The organism is Kosakonia sp. MUSA4, assembly GCF_013085925.1.
GTDB classification, from domain to species: Bacteria; Pseudomonadota; Gammaproteobacteria; order Enterobacterales; family Enterobacteriaceae; genus Kosakonia; species Kosakonia sacchari_B.
Window position 1 is genome coordinate 1,794,781 of record NZ_CP025697.1, and the last position, 14,757, is coordinate 1,809,537.

General features: G+C 54.2%; 15 protein-coding genes and 1 pseudogene. 12 read left to right on the forward strand and 4 right to left on the reverse strand.

Going from position 1 to position 14,757, the window contains the following annotated elements; genetic code table 11:
• The 8 genes and pseudogenes from C0557_RS27650 to C0557_RS08430 all read left to right on the forward strand — a co-directional run.
• Positions 1-669: pseudogene (locus C0557_RS27650) on the forward strand (VENN motif pre-toxin domain-containing protein); the annotation flags it as partial.
• A gap of 1,104 nt (positions 670-1,773) precedes the next feature.
• On the forward strand, positions 1,774-2,139 hold the full coding sequence (gene cdiI, locus C0557_RS08400; RefSeq protein WP_208658131.1) for a ribonuclease toxin immunity protein CdiI: 366 nt from the start codon (positions 1,774-1,776) through the stop codon (positions 2,137-2,139).
• A gap of 146 nt (positions 2,140-2,285) precedes the next feature.
• On the forward strand, positions 2,286-2,537 hold the full coding sequence (locus tag C0557_RS08405) for a hypothetical protein (protein ID WP_253073797.1): 252 nt from the start codon (positions 2,286-2,288) through the stop codon (positions 2,535-2,537).
• Between the two features lie 419 nt (positions 2,538-2,956).
• A complete protein-coding gene (locus C0557_RS08410; RefSeq protein WP_208658133.1) occupies positions 2,957-3,316 on the forward strand; it encodes a DUF596 domain-containing protein in 360 nt (119 codons plus the stop codon).
• 68 nt (positions 3,317-3,384) lie between these two features.
• Positions 3,385-4,143 carry a VENN motif pre-toxin domain-containing protein gene (locus C0557_RS08415; RefSeq protein WP_371813263.1) on the forward strand — a complete coding sequence of 253 codons (759 nt, stop codon included), beginning with the start codon at positions 3,385-3,387 and terminating at the stop codon, positions 4,141-4,143.
• A gap of 298 nt (positions 4,144-4,441) precedes the next feature.
• A complete protein-coding gene (locus tag C0557_RS08420; RefSeq protein WP_208658134.1) occupies positions 4,442-4,861 on the forward strand; it encodes a hypothetical protein in 420 nt (139 codons plus the stop codon).
• Complete coding sequence (locus C0557_RS08425) at positions 4,858-5,217, forward strand: immunity 8 family protein (protein ID WP_208658135.1); 360 nt, start codon at positions 4,858-4,860, stop codon at positions 5,215-5,217. Before C0557_RS08420 ends, C0557_RS08425 begins: the two co-directional genes overlap by 4 nt.
• Before the next feature lie 96 nt (positions 5,218-5,313).
• A complete protein-coding gene (locus C0557_RS08430) occupies positions 5,314-6,618 on the forward strand; it encodes a type II restriction endonuclease (protein ID WP_208658136.1) in 1,305 nt (434 codons plus the stop codon).
• 105 nt (positions 6,619-6,723) lie between these two features.
• Here the strand turns inward: C0557_RS08430 and C0557_RS08435 are convergent, their stop codons facing one another.
• Together C0557_RS08435 and hpxD are read right to left on the reverse strand one after the other, a co-directional pair.
• The gene (locus C0557_RS08435; RefSeq protein ID WP_208658137.1) at positions 6,724-7,689 is read right to left on the reverse strand and encodes a PDR/VanB family oxidoreductase; all 966 of its coding nucleotides are present in this window, start codon (positions 7,687-7,689) and stop codon (positions 6,724-6,726) included.
• An 8-nt stretch (positions 7,690-7,697) separates the two neighbouring features.
• Positions 7,698-8,735, reverse strand: a complete 1,038-nt coding sequence (hpxD, locus tag C0557_RS08440) for an aromatic ring-hydroxylating dioxygenase subunit alpha (RefSeq protein WP_208662847.1) — start codon at positions 8,733-8,735, stop codon at positions 7,698-7,700.
• 125 nt (positions 8,736-8,860) lie between these two features.
• Between hpxD and hpxR the strand changes: the two genes are divergently transcribed.
• Positions 8,861-9,781, forward strand: coding sequence for a LysR family transcriptional regulator (hpxR, locus tag C0557_RS08445; protein ID WP_208658138.1), 921 nt, complete (start codon positions 8,861-8,863; stop codon positions 9,779-9,781).
• Here the strand turns inward: hpxR and hpxO are convergent.
• The gene (gene hpxO, locus C0557_RS08450) at positions 9,773-10,927 is read right to left on the reverse strand and encodes an FAD-dependent urate hydroxylase HpxO (RefSeq protein WP_208658139.1); all 1,155 of its coding nucleotides are present in this window, start codon (positions 10,925-10,927) and stop codon (positions 9,773-9,775) included. The two genes, hpxR and hpxO, sit on opposite strands and share 9 nt — an antisense overlap.
• Positions 10,928-11,195: 268 nt before the next feature.
• Here hpxO and C0557_RS08455 point away from each other — a divergent pair, with 268 nt between their 5' ends.
• Genes C0557_RS08455 through uraH form a run of 3 tightly spaced genes read left to right on the forward strand, consistent with a single transcriptional unit; the run spans position 11,196 to position 13,376 of the window.
• Positions 11,196-12,578 (forward strand): nucleobase:cation symporter-2 family protein, encoded by a 1,383-nt coding sequence (locus tag C0557_RS08455; RefSeq protein WP_208658140.1) that lies wholly within the window; start codon positions 11,196-11,198, stop codon positions 12,576-12,578.
• Entirely contained in the window at positions 12,556-13,056 is a 501-nt protein-coding gene (gene uraD, locus C0557_RS08460; protein WP_208658141.1) for a 2-oxo-4-hydroxy-4-carboxy-5-ureidoimidazoline decarboxylase, read from the forward strand. Before C0557_RS08455 ends, uraD begins: the two co-directional genes overlap by 23 nt.
• Positions 13,053-13,376: a hydroxyisourate hydrolase gene (gene uraH, locus C0557_RS08465; protein WP_208658142.1), complete on the forward strand. Its 324-nt coding sequence runs from the start codon at positions 13,053-13,055 to the stop codon at positions 13,374-13,376. The genes uraD and uraH overlap by 4 nt, the downstream gene beginning before the upstream one ends.
• Here uraH and guaD read toward each other — a convergent pair.
• Complete coding sequence (gene guaD / locus C0557_RS08470; protein WP_208658143.1) at positions 13,356-14,675, reverse strand: guanine deaminase; 1,320 nt, start codon at positions 14,673-14,675, stop codon at positions 13,356-13,358. The genes uraH and guaD overlap by 21 nt on opposite strands.
• Positions 14,676-14,757 lie beyond the last annotated feature (82 nt).

Sequence of the window (14,757 nt, forward strand, 5' to 3'; positions counted from 1 at the left end):
ATTTTCGACAAGGAGAAAGAACAACGCCGCCTGCAAACCGCGCAGATGATTAGCGAGATTGGCACGCAGGTGGCGGATATTGCCCGCACGGAAGGTGATATAGCTAAAGCGAAAGCTGTGAGCGATCCGGCGGCACTGGCGGCGGCAAAAGAAACGCTGATCGGCAAAGGGAATCTCAATCCTACGCAAGAGGAAATTAGCGATCAGGCGGGCCGGACAGCAGAAGCAAACTTTGGGACGGGAAGCACACTCCAGCGTGCCATCACCGCAGCCACCGCCGCGATACAGGCACTGGCGAGCGGCGATATCAAATCTGCACTGGCCGGGGCTGCCGCGCCGTATATTGCAAACGAAATTGCCGCGCAAATCCCGGAAACCGATCCTGCCGGGCGGGTTCTGGCGCACGCAGTAGTCAACGCCGCGCTGGCCGCAGCCAGCGGAAAAGATGCAGCCAGTGCGGCGGCAGGGGCGGCTACGGGTGAACTGACCGGGATAATAGCCCAGGAAGCATGGGGTATAAAAGATGTCAGTCAACTGAGTGAGGAACAGAAACAGACCGTTTCGGCACTGGCGGCTTTAGCGTCCGGGCTGGCGGGTGCGCTGGTGGGAGACAGTGGTGCCAATGCCATTGCAGCAGCACAGGCCGGGAAAACGACGGTTGAGAATAACTATCTGAGCAAGCAACAATTTACTCAGCGGGATAAAGAGTTTGAGGCATGTAAAGGAAGCATCACCTGCCAGATTCAGGTGGGCGCTAAATGGGATGCTATCAATATAGGCCAAGAGGCTGCCTATGGTGCTGGAATGTTGGTTGGTATTCCTCAGGGACTCAGCGACTCTGTTGAGAACTTATCAAAATCCATCACAAATCCTGTCGCAACTTTTGATGCCATCAAACAACTCTTAGAGAGCGACGCCATCTTTAGCACAATGACAGATGCTGTTAAGCAAAACTACATTGATCGTCTTGAACTGATGGAGTCTGAATATCAGAAAGCTGGTGCAACTGGGGCGTACAATGCAGGTGTCGAAGCTGGTAAACTGATATCAGATCTCGTTACCGCAATTGCTGGTGGTGTTGGTGTTGCGAAAACGGGTGGGATGCTTACTGAAAAAATTATTGCAAAAGTCACCTCTAAAGCAGAGGTAATTTTCCCTGACACACCGTCATTGACATGGACGGCAGGTGAAGGTGCATATTCAGGAATATCGAGCAAAGGTACTACAAATGTTGAATTTCCGAACGGGCAGTATGACGGAAATTCGTTGCCTTATGCGGTCAGTAAAGATAATGGTGTCACAACTGTCACTTACCCTGATGGGATCAGTTTCAGGATCGATCTGCCGGATCACTTGGCGACTGTTGATGGGTTCACACAGAAATATGGAATTTCAGGTGGTCATAATGCCAATGCATTTTATGACGCGGTTAAGGAATACAATGTGAAAATTGTCAGTGAAACACCCACAGGAGTTAATGGCATCACTGAAGTGAAGTATTTAGTACCAACTAAAGATCGGACAGGGAATCTTACCGGAGATTACAAATTACAACCGGAAACAAAAACCATCTATGATCCTAAGATATTTAGTGATCAGAAAATATTAGAACTTGGGCAACAGGCTGCAGTTAAAGGCTATAAAGAAGCAATGGCTAGCCCGAGTGGAACTGCCAATGTTGTCTCCGGTGGAATTAGCTTCAGGATATATGTTGATAAGTCCACGGGAATAGTAAAAAATTTCCATCCAAATTAATATGCTGGATAAGTGAATATGACTAAGAATTTATTTGAAATGTCAGACGTCAATGCAGGGCTAAATGAAATTGTTGTTAGTTATTTCAATATAATGGCATCTGGTAGAAATTTTTTAGAAGTAATTGAATGTATTATAGGGAGAATTGGGTTTAATACTGATGGCGCTTATTGTAATTTTCCTGACATGGATAGCTATGATGAAAGTGAACATTTTGAAGGGGTTGAGTTTGCAGTCGGTTATCCACCATCTGAAGCCGATACAGTGATTGTCAGTGAAAAAAACTGTTATCACTATGTTCGATTAGCCTGTGAGAAATACCTTAAGCTACATCCTGAAGATATGGAAAAAGTTAATGAGTTACTGGCTAAAATCCCATTATAAACAGCAAATCCCAGCCCTTAGCGGCTGAGATTTTAGAATTATGAGGTAGTTATGGGGTCTTTTTTTCGGTAGGCTTAAAACCTGAAGGTAAAAATAGTGGCGTGAGAAATTTGGATGTCGGCCTTAATCGACAGGCTTCTAATCTCATGGAAGCGTTATTTGATGAGGCCTTACAGGAAGCGTATCCGTCCATCCACGAAAAAATCATGGAAACGTTGCCGCTGGATCAAATCAATTTCGATGAGCTCTCACCCACCGATTTTAATATAGCAATCCATGCCATTCGCAATTGTCTGGCTCGCAGAACAGCGCCTAAAGATTGGCAGGAGTGGCAGAAAGAACTTTGGGAGCAGAATTTTGAACCCTTAGTCAGGCAAGATTTTCGTTATCAAGGATGAACCACGCTGAGGAATCAGCTACAACATCCCGTATCGGTGCTACGCCTGTTACAGGCATATCTGGCCGATGCCTGCGTATGTTAAAAAATGGAATGCGGAGTTCTGATTGTACGAGCTCTGGATATTATTTGTCCCACTCCTTTTTAAGAAAGAAATAATTAAATAGCTTTCTCTTCCGCCAACACCCCAACGGCCACCTCACGCAACCACTTTTGCGCATTGATGCCATCAGTGTGTCGATACCAGCAGCAGGATGTTGGCGCACTGAGTCGCGACACAGGGCACGCCAACGACAGTATCTCAGGTTTTCGATAAGCAAAAAGAACGGCGGCTGGAGACCGTACAGATGATCGGCGAGATCGGCACGCAGCAGGGGCGGCTATCGCATATAAATACAAAGATGTGGAGATAAAGTTTAAATGATGAAATCCCTTACTGAAGAACAGTTCACCGAATTATGTCTGGCTGCGCAAGGTCGTAATTTAGGTGCTGTATTTTCTTACTGTGAGCCAGAAGAACCACCACCTCCTAATTTTTCCTTTGATGATAGAAAAAATATTTTTTTTGATGTCCTGTCCCGCCTTCTGAAGGAAGGGCATATCAAACTTGCCAGGCACGGTAATTTCCTTGAAGGAAGTGTTGAGGAGCAGGTTGAACATTTCAGGCGGGCGTTCCCTCTGACAGAACCAGAGATGGAGGATGGTACCTGGTTCTTTGATGAGGCATGTCCGGGTGGGGCAGTTTGGGTACTCGAGGATGGTTCACTGGAGTGGACTTAAATGTTATTGCCTTCATGGCAATTGCATCGGCATGAATAATCACCACTGCAACAGCCTCGATACAGGCACTGGCGGCTTTAGCGTCCGGGCTGGCGGGTGCACTGGTGGGAGACAGTGGTGCCAGTGCGGTTGCAGCAGCACAGGCCGGGAAAACGACAGTTGAGAATAATGCACTCAGCCTGCCAGCCGGGATGATGAATTATGGCCAGGCTGTAGCCTCCTGGAATCAGTATGCACAGGACAATAATCTGACGCCTGAGCAAACTCAGACCGGGCTGGATAAACTGGCGAAAGGCTATTTGCCTGAAGGTGCCAATATCACTAAAGCTATTGTTGAAGGTTATCAGGATGGCGTGATGATTGCGGGTGCCTGGTATCTGGGACCTGCAGCATCAGTTGGTAAGGTGATTAGTGGTGGAGTTATTGCAGAAATTGCCAACGGAAGTTACCAGTGGTTTGACCTGAGCCGTCCGGGCAATGAAAACAAAACCTGGGATTACAAGAGCAGTATCAGCTCAGGGATTTCGGGGATGCTTGCCCCGGGAAGAACAGTATGGCAGAACGTTGGAATAGCGGCTGGCAGCGCATTTTTTACTGATGGACCTGATATTGGGTCTATTGGTGGGGCTGCTGCTGGAGCATGGGCCGGTGGAATGTTTGGGGAATATGCGCCAGGCATTGTAAATTCATTAACCGGCAAAGAAGTGCCTGGATTTATACTTGACGCGACAGGTTCCTTTGGTAGTGAAATTTTAGGTGGATACGTAAAAGATGCAGTAAATGGTCCACAACCATCTTCCGAAAGAAATAAAAAGGGGGGAGAATGATTTCCTGTATTAAGTTGCTTATATATTCATGTATCTTTTGCATTGTACTAGGTTTCCTCCTTATTGGTGGGGGAGCATTGTTTATCTATCTAACAAAAGGATACTTTTTTTTCCCTGTCTACCATGTGGAAAGGATTTTTGTTTTTGGGTGTATAGCTGGATCTGCGATTACACTGGCCACAATAGTATTTAATCTGATAGATAAGTTTAACGCTCGAAAAAAGCCACCTTCGGCCCCTGACTGAGTTCAACAACAATCCCAGCCGCAACGGTTGCGATTGTTGTTGAAAACAACGAGATGAGTAAGGCTGAATATGGTGGGGCCGGTTCTGGGACACCTGGAGGCTGGGGGCCAGAGGATGAAGAGAATACACGGAATACAGAGTCTCAACCAAATAAATCCGATATCAGTAATATCTCTTCCCTTCCTGTTGAAGAGCAGATTGGTATATTGAGAGATGCGGCAAAAGGAAATAAAGGTAATTTTGGTTTAGGTCAGGCAACTGCCAAGGATGCTAACGCATTGGGTGAAGCATGGGTAGGGCCCGGATATCGAGTATCTAGTGATGGCACTTCTTGGGTAAGTTCTGATGGGTTGAGAGTTTCATCTAAACCAAATAGTCCTTACGCCACAACGGGAGTTCAGGCTAATTTTGAACAAAAACTGACGCCAACGGGAAGACCTATTAGCAATGGGCATCTGGATATAACAAAATGAATATTGAATTGAAAGGCCTAAGATCGCTGGAACTGGAAGACAGTTTAATAAACTATTGGCCAACTGACCCTGTCAACTTCAGTTGTTGGGTTAGAGCAATGATAGGACCTAAAGATCAAGACGGTGCAGAAGCTTTTGATATGCTGGTATGTACGCCAATCTGGCTCCAACAAGAGCTGGCATCAAATAAGGCCCTGTCTGGTAAGGGAATGATCATTGTAAAAGTATATGATTATGATGAGATAGTTTCTTACTTAGAAAAAAAGATCATCGCCTGTAATGATAGGGATTGGTCAAAAGCTGCAATAAAATTGAGTAGATTCAGTTTCTGGGAATATGAAGATTATCAGCCATAATGCCCTTCCGGTTCGAGATGACATTGCTATGATGGCTATGAGGCCGGTATGCGGCTCGCACCGCTCTTCGATAATTAAAACACTCTGGTTATGGTCATGGAAAATGCTGTTCCGCCGCTTCAGTCAGTACATTCAGATCGCGTTCGTCGTTTAATTCAGCGTTGGCGCAACGATGCCGAAGCCACTTATCAGACGTGGTTTTTATGGGAGCAGAGGCTGAAAAACTTTCGCTCGATCCGCAGCGGTATTGCGGTCGTGGTGGATGAAATTGAGCAGGAAAAATTTGGCGTTGCTTACCGTGGTTCCTCGCTGGAGACGATTGTTCACTCCATTGCCGAGCAGAAGCAGATCTTCAAAGGTGCCGATCACGCTTTTCTGTGGAAACCGAAGCTGCGCATTCCGGATATTTATGAAAACAGCGCCAATCAGAAGGCCTTTGCCCGGCTGCTGCATCACTGCTCCTGTGCGGCGCGCGCGGATGAAATTGTGGAATATATCAATGCTATTGATGCGTTGAAAATTAAAGGGCTTGGCCCGGCGGTTGCGAATCTGCTCTATTTTCTTCATCCCACGCACATTCCCCCGTTTAATACCGCCATTGTAAATGGCTATAACGCTCTTACCGGCGCGAAAGTTAAGCTCGGCAACTGGCCGCATTTTCTCGCCATGCGTCAGGGGATCCTGAATTTGAATGCGCAGTACCGCGAATTACTGTCAAACGATTTGGGGGCGATTGGCGGGCTGCTTTTTGATATCGGTTCGGGTCGCTATCCTGCGCCGCCGCTGGAAAATTCCGCTGCTGCCGACGCAGACTGGAATGCGTATCTGGAGGCGGCTCGTCCGCCAGTGGCGCAAAATAAAGCGCAAATCCAGGACGGGGAAAATGAGCGTACGCACACGGAAATCCAGGCCTGGCTGCGCGATATCGGCAAAGCGCTCGGTTACGACGTATGGATTGCCGCCAACGACCGCAGCCGTCTGCATCAGGGCGTGGCGCTGTCGCATGGCTGTCTGAAAGCGCTGCCGGAACATATCCTGTCGGTAAACGGTTCTGAAGCGACGCGTCTGATCGATGTCCTGTGGCTGAAACCAGAAGGTGGCCAGGTGGCGGCGGCATTTGAAGTTGAGCATTCAACGTCCATCTACTCCGGGATCTGCCGGATGCTGGATCTGGCGCTCAACGGCAATGATTTGTCCGCGTCAACCGAGCTTTTTCTGGTGGCGCCGGACAGCCGCGAAAATGATGTCAGAAGCCAGCTGCAGCGCCCGGCCTTCAGCCGCATCACCGATCTCAATATGGCCTGGCTGCCCTACAGCGAGCTGGAAAAGCACCGCGACGCCATTATGCGTTTTGGCTCGGATCTGAAAGCCATCAAAGAGATTTCCCACGCCCTGTTGTAGCGCCTGCCGGATAAAGAGATGTGCTAAACGTGGTGTTGACGGTGAAAAATGGCGGGTGGCCGAAGCGTCCGGCTTCGGCCACGGAACCATGTGCCGTCACGGCCGCTACAGATCAATCACCAGATCCCGCGAGTGGCTGCGTGAACAACATAGCGCGATATGCTGTGTGGCGGCGGTTTTCTCCGCTGCCGATTGCACCGTATCGCGATGATCGACCACGCCATCAAGCACCGGCGTCAGACAGGCACCGCAAATTCCCATCTCGCAGGAAAGCGGCACCGCCACGCCATTATCCTGAAGCACCTGCGCAATGCTTTTATTTGCCGGAACGGGCCATTTTTCCCCACTGGAGGCCAGCGTAATGGTAAAGGTCTCTTCCTGTTGCGATGCCACAACGGGCGCGGCAGGCACAAATGCCTCGCTGTGGATCTGCGCGTCCGCCCAGCCTTTTGCCGCCGCAACTTCTCTTACCGCCGCCATAAAACCCGCCGGGCCGCAGGTATAAATGCGCTCCCCGTCGCCGGGCGCGGGAATCGTTGCCGCCAGCGTCTGACGCGGGCTTTTGCCTTCCGAGGAGCAGTGAATGAGACAAACGCCGTGCGTCAGCGAGCGGGAGAGTTCGCGTGCAAATGCCGCCTCTTCTCGCCGTTTAACGAAATAGTGCAGCGTAAACGGCGCGGCTTCCGCCTCCCGTTGCAGCAGCATCGCATAGAGTGGCGTAATGCCAATTCCGGCGGCCAGCAGCAGCACCGGGCCGTCATCACGTAGTGCAAACAGGTTGCGCGGTGATGAGATCATCAGCGTCTGGCCGGGACGTAGCGTCTGATGGATATAGCGTGAGCCGCCGCGCGACGCGCTTTCCTGCGCCACGCAGATCAAGTAGCTTTCCGTCGTGCTTTCCCCGGTCAGCGAATACTGGCGGATCAGGCCGCAGGGCAGATGCACATCAATGTGCGCGCCGGGCTGCCAGCCGGGAAGCGGTTCGCCACTGGCAGCGATCAGCCGCACGGCGAGGTTTTTATCGCCCTGGCGCCACAAGCCATCAACCACCACATTCAGCACCTCACTCATCGCGCACCTCACACCAGAAAGAACTCGCCAAAGCCCATTTTTTTCAGGCCACGGCGATAGGCAATCGAACTTCTGTCCGCCGGAATATGGGCTTCCAGCGTCAGATCCAGCGGCAGCCTTTCCGGCCGTTGTGTCTCCACCATCAGACGATCTTCTTCAAATACGCGCAGGTTGAAGGCGTGCACCTCTTCGATCGGGATATGCAGATCGAAATTGCGCGCGATCGGCGCAAACATGCGGGTAATGCGCGAGGAGACCGGCGACGCGGCATTCATGATCACCAGCCGCGCCTCGCCGGGAAAATGGATCGTCAGCGTGGCGGTAAACGGCAGGTGCATCTCGAAATGGCGCAGCCACTGAAAACCTTCCGGCGCGCGATAGTCAGAACTCGCCGGATAATTGCCGACCGAACTCCAGTAATCAGCAATAAAGCCAAACGCGGTCTCCTGCGGGCTGTAATCCGGGACGAACTGGTTATTGGCATCGGCAAAGGTGTCAGTGTGGATCCACGCAAAGTGGGCGACATCAAGAAAGCCTTCCACCTGGCGGCCAGCAAAGCCGTTCACCTCAAAGGCCGGGCAGTTGATCTGCTGAAAACCCTCATCATCCCAGTGCGGCATCGTCGGGAGCGGCTGCGGGTTTTCCGCGTCAAACGCCAGGCAGGTCCAGATCAGGCCGAAGCGCTCTTCAACGGCAAACGTCAACAGGTTGAGTTTTGCCGGTACCGGCTGATCGGGGCTGGAAGGAATGCGGTTACAGCGGCCATCTTCACCGAAACGTAGCCCGTGGTAGGGGCAGACGATGCCCTCTTCATCGTGGAAACCGAGCGTCAGCGGCACGCCGCGGTGCGGGCAGACATCGCGGGCGACCACCACCTGGCCCTTCACGCGATAAATCACCAGTTGTTCATCAAGCAGCGTGGCTTTCACCGGCGCGGCGCCAATATCGCAGGCGCGGGCGACGGGATGCCAGCATTTTGCCAGACGTAACCAGTCCTCCGGCTCGAAGGTGCAATGGGCGGGTGGGGTGGGGAGTGCTGTTTTCATGGTCGTCATAGGCTCACATAAAAGTAATTGTTTAATTGTTGTAACTTTATTGTTGTCATATTAGGGTGTTCACATCCATCGCCATTAATTCACTGTGGCGTTGCAAAAAAGTGTACAGGTGCAGCATGAGTCCATTTTCCCGTTTCGCCCTCTATTTCGCTGAAGTTGCCCGCAGCGGCAGCCTGCGCCGCGCCGCAGAAAAACTGCATATCTCCGCATCGGCGATTAACCGGCAGATTTTGCAGGCGGAGGAGGAGTTTGGTACGCCGCTGTTTGAGCGCTTGCCGGAAGGTTTACGCATGACCACGGCGGGAGAGTTGCTGTATGACAACCTGCTGCGCTGGCAAAAAGAGTTTCAGCTTACGCGGCAAAAATTTGATGAGCTGCAAGGGCTGAAACGCGGCACCGTCAGTGTGGGAATGGTGCAGGCGCTGGCGGAGGGGAGCTTTGCCAGCGCGCTGGCCGACATTATCACCGGGCAACCGTGGCTGGAGCTGGAACTTCAGGTGGCGGACAGCCATACCGTCAGCCAGAAAGTGCGGCAGGCCGATCTCGACTTCGGTTTGATCCTCGATCCAGAGGGGCAATCAGGGCTGAATGTGCTGGCCTTCGCCGAGCTGGAGATGGGCGTGGTGATGCGTCCGGATCACCACATGGCAAGCGCTCCGGCGTTATCGCTGGGCGAGCTGAGCGAGGCGCGGCATATTCTGCCCGGCGCGCCGCTGATTGTGCATGAACGTGTCGGCATGCTTTATCGCCACTACGATCTCGCCCCGTCGAATACCATCAATTGTAATGACATCCGGCTGATTAAATCGCTGGTGCTGAAGGGGAGCGGCATCACGGTGCTGAGCCTGCTGGATGTGCTGGATGAAGTGAAAAGCGGGCAACTGGCGTTTGTGCCGCTGCGCAACAAACTGCTGCGCCCGCTGACGCTGGCGCTCTGTACCGCGCCATCGCGCCAGCTTTCCCGCCCGGCGCAAATGGCGATCCAGAAGCTGACCCAGGTGCTGGAAGCGATGCAGAGCGTTGGCGCATCAGCCTAACGGCCCGCCCTGAATGGTCTCGCACAGGCCATTGATAATGCGCTCGCCGGTCTCCTCTTTCAGTTCCTGATACCACGCCTGCGTCAGCGCCATATCCTTGCCGTGAGTGATATCGCAGCGTTTGCGCGCCTTGAGCACCAGATCGCGCACCCGGTCGCAGCGTAGCGCTTCATACTGACGCAGCACGTTTTCGATGTCGCTCTGCTCGCGGAAAAGGTTTCCCAGCACCACCGCGTCTTCCATCGCCGCGCAGCCGCCCTGGCCGATATCCGGCGTGGTGCTGTGTCCGGCATCGCCCAGCAGCGCCACTTTACCGCGCACCAGCGTGTTGAACGGTTCGATATCATGGATCTCGATGCGGTTCGTGGTTTGCGGATCCAGCGCGGCAATCAGCCGTTGCACCGGCGGCGCCCAGCCGCTGAAGTAGCGCGTCAGATCGTCGCGCAGCGTGCCGCGATCTTCGGCCAGCCCGGCGGGCAGCGGCACGTCAAAAAAGAAGTAGAAGCGTCCGTCGGAGACGGGCATCAGCGACACCCGTTTACCTTCGCCCACGAACGTTGTCCACTGCTCGGCGGGCGCAATGGCTTCATCGATTTTCACCAGGCCATTCCAGTTAACGTAACCTGCATAGCGACGCTCCGGCGTATAGCCCAGCACATACGGGCGCAGCGCCGAGTGGCTGCCGTCGGCGGCAATCAGAAAATCACCGTGGGCGCAGGTGCCATCGGTGAACCACGCGGTCACGCCGTCGGCATGCTCTTCCGCTTCGTTGACCCGCTTGCCAAACTGTACCCGGTCGTGTCCCCAGTGATTGAGCATTTCGCGCTGCAACTCCGCCCGCGATACCGGGCACGGGCGTCCGCCCACCCGCTCGACCAGCGGCGCGAGGCTAAACTGCGTCATCGTTTCGCCATTGCGGTAATCCTTATAGGCCATAGAGCGCATTGGGCCGCCGTAGGTCTCCATCATCTCGCCCATGCCCAGATGGTTCATGCACTTCACGCCGTTGGGCCAGATGGAGATCGCCGCGCCGACCGGCTTGATCTCTTTCACCGCTTCGAATACCTGACACGCAATGCCTGCCTTCTGTAACGCCACCGCCGCACTCAGGCCGCCGATACCTGCGCCAATCACCAATGCTTTCATTCTGTTCTCCTTTTACTTGCGTGTGACAGATGGAGCAATTTGCGTACCAGAATGACGATAGGCGCTGGTGCGGGAGAAAGCGGGCGTTGCGAGGTTATGTTGCACTTTTGTAGTGCGTATTTGTATTAACGTTGCCTTTTTGTGAATCAAAAATTTCCAAATATGGTGCAAGGAATCTAAAGTTTCACAGCGCTGGCGCGGGAGTGGCGACTCTGGCCTGCTTTGTGCATCAGGGCGTTGACGTGAATTGACAACAGGATGGAACGCCATGTCTGATGAAAAGAACAGCAGCTTATTGTACGGGCTGGAGCAGCGGATCCCGCCGCTTCCGGCTTTCTTCAGCGCCTTACAGCACGTGCTGGCCGGGTTAGTCGGCATCATTACGCCGCCGCTGATCATTGGTGCGACGCTGGGGCTGGGCGAGTGGATGCCGTGGTTGATCAGCATGTCGCTGCTGGCCTCTGGGATTGGCACCTTTTTACAGTCTAACCGCGTGTGGGGCGTTGGCGCGGGCATGATCTGCATGCAGGGTACCAGCTTTGCCTTTCTCGGTGTCGCCATTGCGGGCGGGATGTGGGTGAAAGGACAGGGCGGCACGGCGCAGGATGTGATGGCGATGCTGTTTGGCGTCAATTTCGTGGCCGCGCTGGTGCCGATTATCGTCAGCCGCTTTATTGAGCCGCTGAAGCGCATTTTTACGCCGATCATCACCGGCAGCGTGATTGCCCTGATCGGCATCAGCCTGATTAAAGTCAGCGTGAATAACTGGTGTGGCGGCGTGCAGGCGAAAGATTTTGGCAGCATGAGCAACATCGGCCTCGGTGCAGGCACGCTGGCGGTGATTGTGTTACTGAGTTGCGCGAAAAACCGCTGGCTGCGTCTCTCCTCCGTGGTGGTCGGCATCGCGCTGGGTTGCATCGTCGCAGCCCTTATCGGTAAGTTTCACTTCAGCGGTCTCGGTGATATCGGGTTCCGTTTACCGGCGCTGTTCCCGTTTGGTTTCCAGTTTAATAGCGCCATCTTTCTGCCCGTGGCGCTGGTGTCGCTGGTATGTATTCTGGAGGCAGTCGGCGATCTCACCGCCAACTGCCTGATCTCGCATCAGCCCATCGATAACAGCGCGTTTCGTTCCCGGCTGAAGGGCGGCATTCTTGCTGACGGCATCAGTTGCATGATTGCGGCGATGCTGGGCGCCTTTCCCAATACTACCTTTGCGCAAAACAATGGCGTTATCCAGATGACGGGCGTCGCCAGCCGCTTTGTTGGCCGCTATATTGGCGTGATCCTTATCCTGCTGGGGGTGTTCCCGCCGTTTGGCGAGATATTACGCCAGATCCCGCTGCCGGTGCTGGGCGGCGCAACGATGGTGATGTTTGGCTGCGTGGTGGCGGCCGGGATCCGCATCATTACCCAGAATCCGTTGACCCGCCGCGACATGCTGATTGTCGGGCTGGCGTTTGGTTTTGGTATGGGCGTCGAAGCGGTACCGGCTTTTCTCGCCCATTTTCCGCCCATTATCGGTAATCTGTTTGGTTCGGCGGCGACCTGCGGCGGCTTAGTGGCGATTGTCCTGAACCTGATTATTCCCGAAGAAAAAACGGCCATCGCCGCTGACGCAAGGAGCAAGGATGATCGCGCTGAATCACTTTAATCAGCTACCGGGCGACGAAGCGGCTGCACTGTTGCAGCCGTGCGTGGCGATCCCCGGCTGGACGGCAGCGCTGGTGGCCGCGCGTCCGTTTGCCTCGCTCGCGGCGCTACACCAAACCGCGGGTGACATCGCCGGAGCCTGGGGACGTGCTGAGCTGGAGCAGGCGCTCAGCGCGCACCCACGCATTGGCGAAAAGCCTGCGGGTTCGCAGGCGCATGCCGCGTTATCGCGCCAGGAGCAGTCGGCGGTGGACGATCGCGACGCGCAACTGGCCGCGGCGCTGCGCGAGGGAAATGCGCGCTATGAAGCGCGTTTTGGCCGCGTTTTTTTGATCCGCGCCAAAGGCCGTAGCGGAGAAGAGATTCTGCACGCGCTGGAACAGCGGCTGACCCACAGCGACGCCGAAGAGATCGCGGCGGCGCTGGAGCAGTTACGGGAAATCACCTTATTACGACTGGAAGGAGCGATTGGCGAATGAACAGCCTCAGTACCCATATTCTGGATATTTCCAGCGGTAAACCCGCACAGGGGGTGACGGTTTCTCTGTTACTCGGCGAACAGACGGTGGCGAGCGGCGTCACCGATGCGAACGGGCGAATCGGTGCGTTTTCCTCTTCATTGACGCCGGGGCATTACCGGCTGGTGGCGCAAACGGGAGAATGGTTTGCACAGCGCGGCGTGGCGACACTGTTTCCCTGCGCGCAAATTGACTTTGTGATTACGCAAACGGCAGAGGAACATTTTCATCTGCCGTTCTTAATTGCTCCCGGCGGCTGGTCAACTTACCGCGGCAGTTGACCATGCGCACTGACCGTTAATCCACGTCTCGCTGATATTGCGCTCGTCGCCGAGGGTCATCAGCACAAACAGCTGCTCGTAGATGTCCTTGCAGCGCGTATTACGCAGGCGTTGCAAGGGCGTCACCGCCGGGTCAATGACCACAAAATCGGCCTCTTTACCGGGCGCAAAATTACCAATTTTATCGTCCAGACGCAGGGCATGCGCGCCGCCGAGCGTGGCGTGGTAGAACGCTTCGCTGGCCCGCAGGCGATAGCTTTGCAACTGGCCCACTTTGTAGGCTTCACCCAGCGTGCGCAGCATGCTGAAGGTGGTGCCTGCGCCCACATCGGTGCCAATGCCCATGCGTACTTTGTTCTGCCAGCAGGCGGGCAGGCGAAACAGCCCGCTGCCGAGGAACAGGTTCGAGGTGGGGCAAAACGCCACCGCCGAACCGGTATCGTGCAGGCACTGCCACTCTTCATCATGCAGGTGAATGCCGTGGGCAAACACGCTGCGCTCGCCGGTCAGTTGATAGTGGTGGTAAACATCGAGATAACGTTGATGTTCCGGCCAGAGATCGTTGACCCACGCCACTTCATTCGGGTTTTCGCTTAAATGCGTCTGCAGCCAGGTCTGTGGAAACTCTTCGCGTAAACGGCGTACCGCCTCAAGCAGCTCCGGCGAGGAGGTGGGCGCAAAGCGCGGCGTAATGGCATAACCCAGCCGCCCCTGATGCTGCCAGCGCTGGATCAGTTCACGCGTTTGCTGGTAGCTCTGTTCAGCGGTTTCGCTCAGGTACTCCGGCGCATGGCGATCCATCATCACCTTACCGGCAATCAGCCGCATATTCAGGCGCAGCGCTTCGCTAAACAGCGCGTTGACGGATTCCGGGTGCAGCGTACAAAACACCAGCGCGGTGGTGGTGCCGTGGCTCAGTAACTGGCCGATAAAGAATTCGGCAATCTCTGCGGCGTAGGCTTCATCCGCAAACTGGCTTTCAACCGGAAAAGTGTACGTGGTCAGCCACTCCAGCAGTTGTTCACCAAACGCGCCAATCATTTCGGTTTGCGGATAGTGCACGTGGGCATCGATAAAACCGGGGAGCAGCAGTTTGCCGCGCCGGTCGGTGTAGCCTTTGTGTGCATCGAGATATTGCTCGCCCTCCAGCCATGTCATTCGCGCCTGAATTTTGCCGTCGCGAATAAACAGCAGACCGTCTTCAATGAAACGTGCGTGGTGGGCGATATCGTCGGCGTTGTCGCAGACGTCGGCAATGTCAAACAGCGCGCCGCGGATCGCGGCATGATAATCAATCATCGTTCCTGCCCTGGTCGTTTCCATGATGGGTGAAGTATTGAAGCAAAATGAGTGCCAGCCGCGACGAGAAACGCCGCGGCCT

Excerpts from the sequence above, each read along its gene's own strand:
- cdiI (WP_208658131.1), top strand. The coding sequence starts at position 1,774 with ATGACTAAGAATTTATTTGAAATGTCAGACGTCAATGCAGGGCTAAAT.
- C0557_RS08405 (WP_253073797.1), top strand. The coding sequence starts at position 2,286 with ATGGAAGCGTTATTTGATGAGGCCTTACAGGAAGCGTATCCGTCCATC.
- C0557_RS08410 (WP_208658133.1), top strand. The coding sequence starts at position 2,957 with ATGATGAAATCCCTTACTGAAGAACAGTTCACCGAATTATGTCTGGCT.
- C0557_RS08420 (WP_208658134.1), top strand. The coding sequence starts at position 4,442 with ATGAGTAAGGCTGAATATGGTGGGGCCGGTTCTGGGACACCTGGAGGC.
- C0557_RS08425 (WP_208658135.1), top strand. The coding sequence starts at position 4,858 with ATGAATATTGAATTGAAAGGCCTAAGATCGCTGGAACTGGAAGACAGT.
- C0557_RS08430 (WP_208658136.1), top strand. The coding sequence starts at position 5,314 with ATGGAAAATGCTGTTCCGCCGCTTCAGTCAGTACATTCAGATCGCGTT.
- C0557_RS08435 (WP_208658137.1), bottom strand. The coding sequence starts at position 7,689 with ATGAGTGAGGTGCTGAATGTGGTGGTTGATGGCTTGTGGCGCCAGGGC.
- hpxD (WP_208662847.1), bottom strand. The coding sequence starts at position 8,735 with ATGAAAACAGCACTCCCCACCCCACCCGCCCATTGCACCTTCGAGCCG.
- hpxR (WP_208658138.1), top strand. The coding sequence starts at position 8,861 with ATGAGTCCATTTTCCCGTTTCGCCCTCTATTTCGCTGAAGTTGCCCGC.
- hpxO (WP_208658139.1), bottom strand. The coding sequence starts at position 10,927 with ATGAAAGCATTGGTGATTGGCGCAGGTATCGGCGGCCTGAGTGCGGCG.
- C0557_RS08455 (WP_208658140.1), top strand. The coding sequence starts at position 11,196 with ATGTCTGATGAAAAGAACAGCAGCTTATTGTACGGGCTGGAGCAGCGG.
- uraD (WP_208658141.1), top strand. The coding sequence starts at position 12,556 with ATGATCGCGCTGAATCACTTTAATCAGCTACCGGGCGACGAAGCGGCT.
- uraH (WP_208658142.1), top strand. The coding sequence starts at position 13,053 with ATGAACAGCCTCAGTACCCATATTCTGGATATTTCCAGCGGTAAACCC.
- guaD (WP_208658143.1), bottom strand. The coding sequence starts at position 14,675 with ATGATTGATTATCATGCCGCGATCCGCGGCGCGCTGTTTGACATTGCC.